Below are 11,868 nucleotides of genomic sequence, written 5' to 3' on the forward strand. Positions count from 1 at the left end.
TTATTTCATGAATACAGGCAGTGCCATACCGTTATGACCAAGAGTTTATCCCCGAAAGACATTATCGCCCTGGGCTTTATGACCTTCGCCCTGTTTGTCGGCGCCGGCAACATCATTTTCCCCCCTCTGGTGGGGCTGCAGTCCGGTGAACATCTGTGGCCGGCCGCACTCGGGTTTATGGTGACCGCCGTCGCTCTGCCGGTGATCGCCGTGATCGCGCTGGCGCGCGTCGGCGGCAGCATCAGCCTGCTGACCGGCCCCATCGGCCGCACCGCCGGCCTGCTGTTGGCGACCGTCTGCTATCTGGCGCTCGGCCCGCTGTTCGCCACCCCGCGAACCGCCAATGTTTCTTTCGCCCTCGGCATCGCGCCCTTCACCGGCAACGGCGCCCTGCCGCAGTTCATCTACAGCCTGCTGTTCTTTACCCTGGCGATGGTTGTGTCGCTGTATCCCGGCCGCTTGCTCGATAACGTCGGCCATATTCTGGCGCCGCTGAAAATTCTGGCGCTGGCCGCGCTCGGCATCGCCGCCCTGGTGTGGCCCGCCGGTGCGCCGGTCTCCGCCGTCGGCAGCTATCAGGCAGCGGCGTTTTCCACCGGCTTCGTGCAGGGTTATCAAACCATGGACACGCTGTCGGCGCTGATGTTCGGCTCGATTATCGTCACCGCCGCCCGCTCACGCGGCGTCAGCGACAGCGGCCTGCTGCTGCGCTACACCCTGTGGGCCAGCCTGATCGCCGGCGTCGGCCTGACGCTGGTCTATATCTGCATGTTCAAGCTCGGCGCCGGCAGCGGCAGCCTGGTCGGCAGCGGTGCTCAGGATGGCGCGGCAATCCTGCACGCCTATGTGCAGCACACCTTCGGCGATCTGGGCAGCGTCTTTATGGCGGTGCTGATGTTCATCGCTTGCCTGGTGACGGCGGTCGGCATGACCTGTGCCTGCGCGGACTTCTTCTCTCGCTACCTGCCGCTTTCTTATCGCGCGCTGGTGGTCATCCTCGCCCTCTTCGCCATGCTGGTTTCCAACATGGGGCTGGCCAATCTGATCCGCGTCTCACTGCCTGTACTGACGGCGATCTACCCGCCTTGCATCGCGCTGGTGTTGCTCAGCTTCAGCCAGAACCGCTGGCGCAGCGCCAGACGCGTCTTCGCGCCGGTGATCGCTACCAGCCTGGTGTTCGGCCTGGCCGATGGCCTGAAGGCTTCAAGCTTCAGCGGCCTGCTGCCCGCCTGGTTCGATAAGCTGCCGCTGGCCGAGCAGGGTCTGGTCTGGCTGCAGCCTACGCTGTTGGTGCTGTTGCTGGCGGCGGCTTACGACCGGTTGCGCAGCGCCGAAAGCGTCAAGGCCGCGTCGTAATCGCGATTTCCGCCCATAAAAAAAGCCGGTCATGATGACCGGCTTTTTTATCGGCTTGCGCCCGGCGGCTTACTTCAGCAGCGCCTGCGCCTTGGCCACCACGTTGTCCACGGTGAAGCCGAACTCGGCGAACAGCTGCTCCGCCGGCGCCGACTCACCGAAGGTGGTCATGCCCACGATAGCGCCGTTCAGGCCCACGTACTTGTACCAGTAGTCCGCGATACCCGCTTCCACCGCCACGCGCGCCGTTACCGCCGCCGGCAGCACCGACTCGCGGTACGCCGCATCCTGCTTGTCGAACGCGTCGGTCGACGGCATCGACACCACGCGCACCTTGCGGCCCGCCGCGGTCAGTTTGTCCGCCGCCTCCACCGTGATGCCCACTTCGGAGCCGGTGGCAATCAGGATAACGTCCGGCGTGCCCGCGCAGTCTTTCAGCACGTAGCCGCCGCGGTACACGTTCGCCAGCTGCTCTGCGGTGCGCGGCTGCTGGGTCAGGTTCTGGCGCGAGAACACCAGCGTGGTCGGGCCGTCGTTGCGCTCGATGCCGTACTGCCACGCCACCGCCGATTCCACCTGGTCACACGGACGCCAGGTGCTCATGTTCGGGGTCACGCGCAGGCTCGCCAACTGCTCCACCGGCTGGTGGGTCGGGCCGTCTTCGCCCAGACCGATGGAGTCGTGGGTGTAGACGAACACGTTGCGCAGCTTCATCAGCGCCGCCATGCGCACCGCGTTGCGGGCGTATTCCACGAACATCAGGAAGGTCGCCGAGTACGGCAGGAAGCCGCCGTGCAGCGCGATGCCGTTGGTGATGGCGGTCATGCCGAACTCGCGCACGCCGTAATGAATGTAGTTGCCCGCCGGGTCAACGTTCAGCGCTTTCGAACCGGACCACATGGTCAGGTTGCTCGGCGCCAGGTCGGCGGAGCCGCCCAGGAACTCCGGCAGCACCTTGCCGAACGCTTCCAACGCGTTCTGCGACGCCTTGCGGCTGGCGATGTTGGCCGGGTTGGCCTGCAGTTTTTCCACGAACGCCTTGGCGTCCGCTTTCCAGTCCGCCGGCAGCTCGCCGTTCATGCGGCGCTTGAACTCGGCGGCCAGTTCCGGGAAGGCCCTGGCGTAGGCGGCGAACTTGTCGTTCCAGGCCGCTTCTTTGGCCTGACCGGCTTCCTTGGCGTCCCACTGGGCGTAGATGTCCTGCGGAATTTCAAAGGCGGCGTATTTCCAGCCCAGCGCTTCGCGGGTGGCGGCCACTTCGGCGGCGCCCAGCGCGGCGCCGTGCACGTCATGGGTGCCGGCCTTGTTCGGCGAGCCGAAGCCGATAACGGTCTTGCACATCAGCAGCGATGGCTTGTCGGTCACCTTGCGGGCTTCTTCAATCGCGGCCTTGATGGCGTCCGGGTTGTGGCCGTCGACGTTGCGCACCACGTGCCAACCGTAGGCTTCGAAACGCAGGGCGGTGTCGTCGGTGAACCAGCCGTCGACGTGGCCGTCGATGGAGATGCCGTTGTCATCGTAGAAGGCGGTCAGCTTGCCGAGCTTGAGGGTGCCGGCCAGGGAGCAGACTTCGTGCGAGATGCCTTCCATCATGCAGCCGTCGCCCATGAAGGCGTAGGTGTGGTGGTCGACGATGTCGTGACCCGGACGGTTGAACTGCGCCGCCAGGGTGCGTTCGGCAATGGCGAAGCCGACGGCGTTGGCGATGCCCTGACCCAGCGGGCCGGTGGTGGTCTCAACGCCCGGGGTGTAACCGTACTCCGGGTGGCCCGGGGTTTTGGAATGGAGCTGACGGAAGTTTTCCAGCTCGCGCATCGGCAGGTCGTAGCCGGTGAGGTGCAGGAGGCTGTAAATCAACATGGAGCCGTGGCCGTTGGAGAGCACGAAACGGTCGCGGTCAGCCCAGTGCGGGTTAGTCGGGTTGTGGTTGAGGTAGTCGCGCCACAGGACTTCGGCGATGTCCGCCATGCCCATAGGGGCCCCCGGGTGGCCGGAATTTGCTTTTTGTACGGCGTCCATGCTGAGTGCGCGGATGGCGTTGGCAAGCTCTTTACGAGAGGACATGTTTTACTCCAGGTCGGATAAAAAAAGCAGTCAAGTTCCCTATTTTCTCAGACTCCACATCACAACGGCAATCCCTAATGCCAAATGAGAGCGAGTTCACCACTTATTAGCACGATTGGACGCTTTTTCGGAATAACACTATTCTCGCCCCGTCTGGCGTACACTAGGCTCTTGCGGCAAGATAGCCTCAAAGCAAAATGACTCTTTTACCTTGTTACCTTCACAGGAAGATGGCGTTATGAAGATCCGTACCTCTTTGATTGCGTTGGGCATTGCCACCTTGGCAACCGGCTGTCAAAACCTGAATACCGAAACCCTGATGCAGTCCGGCGCGCAGGCGTTCCAGGCGGCGACCCTGAGCAACAACGACGTTAAGGCCCTGAGTGATAAATCCTGCGCCGAGATGGACAGCAAGGCACAAATCGCGCCGGCCGACAGCACCTATGCCAAGCGTCTCAACAAAATCGCTGCGGCGCTGGGCGACAACATCAACGGCACCCCGGCCAACTATAAGGTCTACGTGACCAAAGACGTCAACGCCTGGGCGATGGCCAACGGCTGTATCCGCGTCTACAGCGGGCTGATGGACATGATGAACGACAACGAAGTGGAAGGCGTGCTGGGCCACGAAATGGGCCACGTGGCGCTGGGCCACACCCGTAAAGCGATGCAGGTGGCTTACGGCACCGTGGCGCTGCGCACCGCGGCGTCCTCCGCCGGCGGCGTTATCGGCTCGCTGTCGCAGTCGCAGCTGGCGGACATCGGCGAGAAGCTGGTCAGCGCCCAGTTCTCGCAGAAGCAGGAAAGCGAAGCGGATGATTACTCGTTCGATCTGCTGAAAAAGCGCGGCATCGATCCGAACGGCCTGGCCACCAGCTTCGAAAAACTGGCCCAAATGGAAGCCGGCCGTCAGAGCAGCATGTTCGACGATCACCCGTCTTCCCAAGCGCGCGCGCAGCACATTCGCGATCGCATCGCGGCAGAGAAGTAACAACGAGAACGCCCGGCAACCGCCGGGCGTTTTTTATCGTATCAATACAGGGTTTTCTGCGGCGGCCCGGCGAAGGTCAGCGGCCCGACCTGCTTCATGTCCACCTCAACCACCGACGGCCCCGGGTAGTTGATCGCTTCGGCCAGCACGCCGTTGAACTGCGCCGCCGCCTCGACCTTCCAGGCTTTCAGCCCCATCGCTTCGGCTATTTGAGTAAAGGCCGGCGTATGCAGCTCGTTGTAATACTGGCGCCCGGCGAAATACTTGTCCTGAATGCCGCGCATCACGCCATAGCCGCCGTCGTTCATGATCAGCAGGGTGATGTTCACCTGTTCCTGCGCCATGGTCGCCAGTTCCCCCAGGCCCAGCGCCAAACCGCCATCGCCCACCAGCCCCACCACCTTGCGCTGCGGGTTGGCGATCGCGGTGCCGATCGCCATCGGCAGCCCCATGCCGATAGCACCGGCCAGCGAGTGAATGTTGCACAGCGGCGAGATCGCGCGGAACAAACGGCTGCCCCAGACGCTGCCGGATACGGTGATATCGCGCACCAGCAATCCGTCCTGCGGCAGCGCGGCGTCGATGGCGTCGTTGAGTTTGGCGTATTCACCGGACTGCTGACGCAACGCGCTCTCCGCCTGCTGCACCGCCCCCGCGATCTCGACATCCCACTCGGCGTTGACCTTCTCGCCGGGGCTCAGCCGCGCCGCCAGCGCGGCCAGCAGCGCCGCACAGTCGCCATTGATCTGCTCATCGGCCAGGTAGTTGCGGTTGGCCGCCGCCGGATCGATATCAATCTGCACCAGCGGGCGCGGCAGCGGCAGCGTCCAGGTGCGGGTCTCATTACTGCGCAGCCGTGAACCGGCCACCAGCGTCAGGTCGCACTGCGTCAGGATAGCCTCGATGCTCGGCGAGTTGTGGAACGCCCGCAGGCTGCGCGGATGGCTGTCCGGCAGAATGCCACGCCCGTGGGTGCTGGAGATCACCGCCACGCCGGCGTCCGCCAGCTTGCGCACCGCATCGCCGCAGGCCAACGCGCCGCCGCCCAGCCACAGCAACGGGCGCTTGGCCTGTTTCAGCCGCTGATGCAGCCGCTCCACCGCCGCATCGTCCGCCTTCGGCAGCGGCGCCGGCGCCAACGCTTCGGTCAGCACCGAGCGGGAAACCAGGCTGCTTTGGATATCGATCGGGATCTCGACCGCCACCGGGCCGCAGGGCACGGTTTGCGCATCCAGGATCGCTCGCTGGATCACCGCCACCGCCTGTTCCGGCGAATTGACCCGGTAGGCGCGCTTGGAGCAGGCGCGCAGAAAACCGAGCTGATCCCGGGTTTCATGAATAAACCCGGCGTCGGCGTCCAGATAGGCTTTTTCTACCTGGCCGGTGATATGCAACAGCGGCGTGTTGGCGTTAAGCGCTTCAATCATCGCCCCCACCGCGTTGCCCGCGCCGGCGCCGGTGCTGGTCAACGCCACGCCCAGGCCGGAGAAGCGCCCATGCGCATCGGCCATGGTGACCGCGCCCGCTTCGCCGCGCGCCGGCACGAAACGAATTTTATCGCGCTGCCCCACCGCATCGGCGATCGGCAGATTATGAATCGAAATGATGCCGTACATCGCCGACACCGCGTACTGTTCCAGAGTCCGGGCTATCGCCTCGCCAACCGTGATTTTATCGCTCATCATCTGCCTTCTTAGGGTAGTCGTTATTAGGGTTATGCGTAGAGGTGTCGGCCTAGTCGCTCCAGCGGTTCACCTGATGGCTCAGCGCCAGATACACGCTTTTCTGCTGCATGTAGGCCTTGATGCCGTTCAGGCCCTTTTCGCGGCCCAGCCCGCTTTCCTTGAAACCGCCGAACGGCGTGGAAATCGAGAACGTTTTGTAGGTGTTGACCCAGACGGTGCCGGTTTCCAGCCGCTCCGCCAGCGCCATCGCCCGTGGGAAATCGCGGCTCCAGATGCCGGCCGCCAGGCCGTACACCGAGTCGTTGGCCTGTTCGATCAGCTGTCGCTCGTCGTCGAACGGCAGCGCCACCAGCACCGGCCCGAAGATCTCCTCCTGGCAGACGCGGGCGTCGTTGTTTAAACCTTCAATAATGGTCGGCAGGTAATAGCTGCCGCTCGCCAGTTGCGGATCGGCCGGCGCTTCACCGCCGATGACCACCCGGCCGCCCTCCTGCCGCGCCAGCGCCACGTAGTCCGCCACGCTTTGCCGGTGTTTGGCGCTGATCAGCGGGCCGAGATGCACGCCCGGCACCAGCGGGTTGCCGATGCGCAGCCCCGCCGTCAGTTCGGTCAAGCGCGCCAGCAGCGGCTGATACAGCGAACGATGCACGAACAACCGCGAGCCGGCGATGCAGGCCTGCCCGGCGGAGCTGAAAATGCCGTAGCAGATGCCGCGCGCCGCCTGCTCAAGATCGGCGTCCTCCAGCACGATGGTCGGCGATTTGCCCCCCAATTCCAGCGAGGTGGGGATCAGCTTGTCGGCGGCGATGTGCGCCAAATGGCGCCCGGTGCTGGTTCCGCCGGTAAAGGCGATCTTTTTCACCAACGGATGGCGTGCCAACGCCTCGCCGATCACCGAACCTTTGCCCGGCAGCACGCTGAGCAGCCCGGCAGGAAGCCCCGCCTGTTCGAACAGCTCGGCCAGCTTCAGCGCCATCAGCGGCGTGGCTTCGGCCGGTTTGAGCACCACCGCGTTGCCCGCCGCCAGCGCCGGCGCCACCTTCTGCATTTCGCTGGCGATCGGTGAGTTCCACGGCGTAATGGCGGCGATCACCCCCATCGGTTGATATTGGCTGAGCGTCATCACTTCGGCGCTGCGCGGGGTCGGCAGCTCGCCCTCCAGCACTTCGCAAGCGGCGGCGAAGTAACGCGCGGTCGCCGCCGCGCTGGCCACCAGCCCGCGGGTCTCCGCCAGCGGCTTGCCGTTGTCGCGCGTCTGCAGCTCAGCCAGCTGTTCCTGCTGCGCCAGGATCAGGTTGCTCACGCGGTAGAGAATTGAGGCGCGTTGGTGCGGCACCAGCCCACGCCATTCCGGCGCGCGCCAGGCCTTTTCCGCCGCCTCAACCGCCTCGTTGACATCCTCGACGTTAGCGGCGCGCAGCCGCGCGTTGACGCTGCCGTCGGCCGGGAATACCGAAGCCATCTCTTCGCCGCGCCCTTCACGCCAGCGCCCGGCGACAAAAATATTCAATCGTTCCATGCTCCGCTCCTGCCGTTCAGGCAATAAAACCGCCGTCCACCAGACGGCGGCAGGCTTGTACCGCGCTCAGCGCCGCCAGGGTTGATGTTTTGGGATTGCTCGCCAGCGGGGTGCCGCTCAGCTCGATGTGAAACTCGCCAAAGTCGCCGCACACCTGCAGGCGATGGGTATTGCGTCGGGTGGCGGGATCGACCTGCAGGCGCACCCGAGTGGCATCCATCCCCAGGCCGTTGAGAGCAATGGTGGCCGCCACGTTGGCGTTGGCCGGGAATAAACGCGCCGCTTCACGCGCCGACCCTTCAAAAAATACCTGCGCTTCGCTCACCGCATCGAGATCGATCAGCTGTTCCGCCGGGCTGCCGCGCCAGCTGGCCGGACTTTTGCTGGCCTGATAGGTCACGCTCTCCAGCCCGCCTTCGCGCGCCGACGCCAGCCCGTCCATGCCCGCCACCGCGCCGGACAGCACGATCAGTTGCCCGTGATGGCTGCGGCAGGCCTGCTGCAACCGCTGTTGCAATGCGGCGTCCGCCAGCGCGCCGGTCGAGATCAGCGCCAGCGGCCAGCCGCGCTGCAGCACCGCTTCGCCAAACTCCGCCACCGCCTGCTGGCTGGCGCACTCCAGCACCAGATCCGGCCGCTGCGAACACTGCTCCGGATGGGTCAGTGCCTGCACGCGCCCAGCAAAAGCCTCATCGATCGCCGCATGATGAGCTGCGCGCGCCAGGATCCAGCCGACCTCCACGCCTTCAGGCAAACGGGCGATCACTTCCTTCGCCATCGCGCCATAGCCAATCATCATGATCTTCTTCATCTTTTTCGGCCCCTGTTACACATGGCGGTTAAAGCCGCCGGAAACGTCCAGCGCCGCGCCGGTGGTAAAGGAAGCCAGCGGCGAAGCGAGGAACAGCAGCGCCTGCGCCGGTTCCTGCGGCTTGCCGAGGCGCTTCATCGGGATGCCGCGGCGTTCGGCGATCGCCGCCGTCCACTGCTCCCAGCTTTGATCTTTATCGCTGCGATCGTCGAAACGGCGGCGCCATTGGCCCGACTCCACCATCCCCAGCAAGATCGAGTTAACCCGAATGCCTTTGCCCACCAGCTCTTTCGACAGCGTCAACGTCATATTGAGCAGCGCGGCGCGCGCCGCCGAGGTGGCGATCATGTGTTCTTCCGGCTGCAGCGCCAGCAGCGAGTTCACGCAGGTGATAGACGCGATATCCGATCGTTCCAGCGCCGGTAAAAACGCCTGCACCGGGTTGATCACGCCGAACAGCTTCAGCTCTGCCTCATGCAGCCAGGCTTCGCGCGGCGTCTGGTCAAAGTGGGCGACGAAGCCCTGACCGGCGTTGTTGATCAGCAGATCCACGCCGCCGAAACGCGCCGTCACCTGAGCGGCGAACTGCGCCACCTGCTGCGCATCCAGCACGTCGCAGCGCAGCGCCAGGATCTCCGCCTGCGGGAAGTCCGCGCGCAGGCTGGCCTCCGCGCCGGCCAGTTTGTCCGGATCGCGGCCGCAGAACGCCACCTTCGCCCCTTCGGCCAGCAGCAGTTTCAGGGTTTCGAAACCGATGCCCGATGAGCCGCCGGTCACCACCGCCACCCGATCCTCAAGCTGAAAATTCATCGTTGGATTGCTCCCGTAAAATCCCGCAGATAGCGGTTGAAACACGCCGGCGCATCGAGGTAGCTGGCGTGACCGGCGGCGGCAATCAGGCGCAGCGTCGCGTCTTGCTCACGCGCCAGCTCGGCCGCCTTCTCCGGCGGCGTAATGCGATCCTGTTCACCGCACCACACTTCCAGCGGGCCGCGATAGCGCGCCAGATAGCGGCCAATATCATCGTTGGCCAGCATCCAGGCGGCACTCAGAAAACCGTCGGGATCGAGCTGCTGCATGCCGTTACGCACCCAGGCGATATCCTGCGGATCCGCACCTTCGCGCAGCAAGGCCGCCGCCCGCTGCTCGCCGTAGCCCACCGGCCCCAGCGTCTCCATCATCTGTTGGCGCTGGCCGTACACCTGTCGGCGTTTTTCCTCCGGCGCCGCGGCATAGCCCTGCGCCGGATCCGCCAACACCAGCCCACATAGCCCGTCCGGATAGCCGGCGGCGTAGGCGCTGCCGATCAGCGCTCCCAGCGAATGGCCGACGATCAGCGGCTGCGCCAGCTGCAGTTCATCAATCAGCGCCGCCAACGCCGCCGCATAACCGGCGGCGTCAGCCTGCGGATCCGCCAACGGCAGGCTGCCGCCGTAGCCCGGCGCGTCCCACGCCAACAGACGATGACCGTCCGTCAGGCCGCTGTCGTTAAACTGCTTGATCCACGAGGCGGATCCGGAACTGATGCCATGCAGCAACACCACCGGCCGCCCCTGCCCGGCCTCGCGCCAGCTCAGGGTATACGCCCCGCAGCGCGCCCGTTGGCGTTGCGACAGGCCGCTCATCAGTTACGCTTCACTTTAGACAGCGGGTGGTCCGCCGGATAAGTCGGGATCTCCGGTTTGGCGGTGCCGAGCATCACGCACATCAGCGCCTCTTCCTCGCCGTGGTTGAACAGGCCGCGATACACGCCCGCCGGCACCGAGATCAAATCGCGCTCTTTCAGCCTGGTTTCGTAATACTCTTCGCCATCCTGGATCATCAGCGTGATGCTGCCTTTCAGCATGAAGAACACTTCTTCCACGTCGTCGTGCAGGTGCAACGGGCCCTCGCACTTCGACGGCAACACCATGGTGGAGAAGGTGAAATTGCCCGCCGGAATGGTGTTGGCGTCGCTGGCCACGCCGGTGGCGCCGGTGCCGATGTAGCGCATCTGCGCGCGGCGGTATTTCGGGTCGAAATCGGCCTGGAATTTCAGCGCGTTCCAGTCGTATTTGCGGCCTTCGAAACGGGCGATGCGCGACTCCACCCAGTTTTCCATCGACAGATCCTGCGGCTTGACGCCGGCTTTGTTCTCAACCTGAGACATGTTGTCACTCCTCTGTTGAAAAGATTGATTAATCAGTACTTTCTCAGCAACGGCAGCAGAATGAGGCAGCCGACGAACGCCATCACCACCAGGAACAGCAGGCCGTTATCCATATTGCCGGTGGCGGCGATCAACGCCCCCATCAGCACCGGCGCCAGCGCGCCGGCAAAATTGCCCAGTCCATTGAAAATGCCGCCGGCGGTGGCGCTGACCTTGCTGCTGGTCGCCTTCGCCAACAGCGCGAAAATATTCGGCGCGCCGGCGCCCCACATAAAGGTGCTGAAAGCCATGGCGGCGATCACGCTGTAAGTGCCCTGCAGGTGCAGCACCACCGCCAGGCCAAGGCCGGCGCCGCACAGCGACAGGAAGCAGGCCAGCGCACGCCGATCCAGCTTGTCCGACAGCCAGGCGCCCAGCACTTCACCGAGCAGCATGGCGATGAACGGCAGCGAAGAGAGGTAACCGGCATGTTCCAGATGAATGCCTTTGCCCTTGATCAGATAGCTCGGCAACCAGCCGTTCATGCCCCACAGGTAGGTCAGGAAGGCGATATTGAACAGGCAAATCATCCAGAAATGCGGGCTGCGCAACAGCTCGCGGCGATGCTGTTGGCGTTCGGACACCGCCGGCTTGGCCGACGCCGCCGGACGCGACACGTTCAGGTGGCGCATGCCGAACAGCACCAGCAACATCACCGGCAGTGTCAGAAACGTCATAAAGAAGAAGGTGGCCTGCCAGTCGAAGGTATTGAGGATGTACAGGGTGACCGGGAAGCCGAGCGCGGCCCCGAGCGGCGTGCCGAGCAGCCACAGCATGGTGGCGCGCGCCTGCAGCTGCGGCGGGAAGGCCTGACGAATAATGGCGTAGGCCATCGGCAGCAGCGGCCCTTCGGCGATGCCGAGCAGAATGCGCAGCGTCATCATGGCGTGATAGGAGCGCACCAGCCCCATCAACACCATCAGCACGCCCCATACCACCATCATGCCAATCAATACTTTGACCGGATTAAGCCGATCGCCGATGCCGCTGAGCAGCATCGAGGAGATGCCGTAGGAGAACAGAAACGCGCTCATCAGCAACCCCAGCCGCGCCGGGTCAAAACCGATGCCCAGCGCCTGCTGAAACTCGGCGTCGGAAAACAGCGCCGCGATGCTGATCTTGTCGAAAAACGCCAGCAGCACGCAGGCGAACAGCGCGATCGGCACCGACCAGCGCACCCGCTGCTGCGGATTTTCGGCAACGGTTTCCCCCGCCCGTCCAGCGCGGGCGTCAATGTCTTGCGTAGTCATAAAA

10 protein-coding genes are annotated in these 11,868 nt (G+C 64.2%); 2 read left to right on the plus strand and 8 right to left on the minus strand.

What is annotated here, in order from left to right; translation table 11 throughout:
- Positions 1-33 precede the first annotated feature (33 nt).
- On the plus strand, positions 34-1,356 hold the full coding sequence (gene brnQ / locus ACP3TA_RS01575) for a branched-chain amino acid transport system II carrier protein (protein WP_046687774.1): 1,323 nt from the start codon (positions 34-36) through the stop codon (positions 1,354-1,356).
- Between the two features lie 69 nt (positions 1,357-1,425).
- Here brnQ and tkt read toward each other — a convergent pair whose 3' ends face one another.
- Positions 1,426-3,420 (minus strand): transketolase, encoded by a 1,995-nt coding sequence (tkt, locus tag ACP3TA_RS01580; protein ID WP_033632127.1) that lies wholly within the window; start codon positions 3,418-3,420, stop codon positions 1,426-1,428.
- 238 nt (positions 3,421-3,658) lie between these two features.
- Here tkt and ACP3TA_RS01585 point away from each other — a divergent pair, with 238 nt between their 5' ends.
- Positions 3,659-4,411: a M48 family metallopeptidase gene (locus ACP3TA_RS01585; RefSeq protein WP_033654702.1), complete on the plus strand. Its 753-nt coding sequence runs from the start codon at positions 3,659-3,661 to the stop codon at positions 4,409-4,411.
- Between the two features lie 41 nt (positions 4,412-4,452).
- Here the strand turns inward: ACP3TA_RS01585 and ACP3TA_RS01590 are convergent, their stop codons facing one another.
- Genes ACP3TA_RS01590 through ACP3TA_RS01620 form a run of 7 tightly spaced genes read right to left on the minus strand, consistent with a single transcriptional unit; the run spans position 4,453 to position 11,864 of the window.
- Positions 4,453-6,093: a thiamine pyrophosphate-binding protein gene (locus ACP3TA_RS01590; RefSeq protein WP_033644932.1), complete on the minus strand. Its 1,641-nt coding sequence runs from the start codon at positions 6,091-6,093 to the stop codon at positions 4,453-4,455.
- 52 nt (positions 6,094-6,145) lie between these two features.
- Entirely contained in the window at positions 6,146-7,615 is a 1,470-nt protein-coding gene (locus ACP3TA_RS01595; RefSeq protein ID WP_033644724.1) for an aldehyde dehydrogenase, read from the minus strand.
- Positions 7,616-7,631: 16 nt separating this feature from the next.
- Positions 7,632-8,426, minus strand: a complete 795-nt coding sequence (locus ACP3TA_RS01600; RefSeq protein ID WP_033644723.1) for an aspartate dehydrogenase — start codon at positions 8,424-8,426, stop codon at positions 7,632-7,634.
- Between the two features lie 15 nt (positions 8,427-8,441).
- On the minus strand, positions 8,442-9,236 hold the full coding sequence (locus ACP3TA_RS01605; RefSeq protein WP_033644722.1) for an SDR family oxidoreductase: 795 nt from the start codon (positions 9,234-9,236) through the stop codon (positions 8,442-8,444).
- Positions 9,233-10,051: an alpha/beta fold hydrolase gene (locus ACP3TA_RS01610; RefSeq protein ID WP_033644720.1), complete on the minus strand. Its 819-nt coding sequence runs from the start codon at positions 10,049-10,051 to the stop codon at positions 9,233-9,235. Before ACP3TA_RS01610 ends, ACP3TA_RS01605 begins: the two co-directional genes overlap by 4 nt.
- Positions 10,051-10,575 carry a cupin domain-containing protein gene (locus ACP3TA_RS01615; protein ID WP_004937634.1) on the minus strand — a complete coding sequence of 175 codons (525 nt, stop codon included), beginning with the start codon at positions 10,573-10,575 and terminating at the stop codon, positions 10,051-10,053. The genes ACP3TA_RS01610 and ACP3TA_RS01615 overlap by 1 nt, the downstream gene beginning before the upstream one ends.
- Before the next feature lie 32 nt (positions 10,576-10,607).
- Entirely contained in the window at positions 10,608-11,864 is a 1,257-nt protein-coding gene (locus ACP3TA_RS01620) for an MFS transporter (protein WP_426784485.1), read from the minus strand.
- Between the last annotated feature and the right edge of the window lie 4 nt (positions 11,865-11,868).

This window comes from Serratia sp. 2C06, from assembly GCF_050037615.1.
In the GTDB taxonomy this organism is placed as follows: Bacteria; Pseudomonadota; Gammaproteobacteria; order Enterobacterales; family Enterobacteriaceae; genus Serratia; species Serratia ureilytica.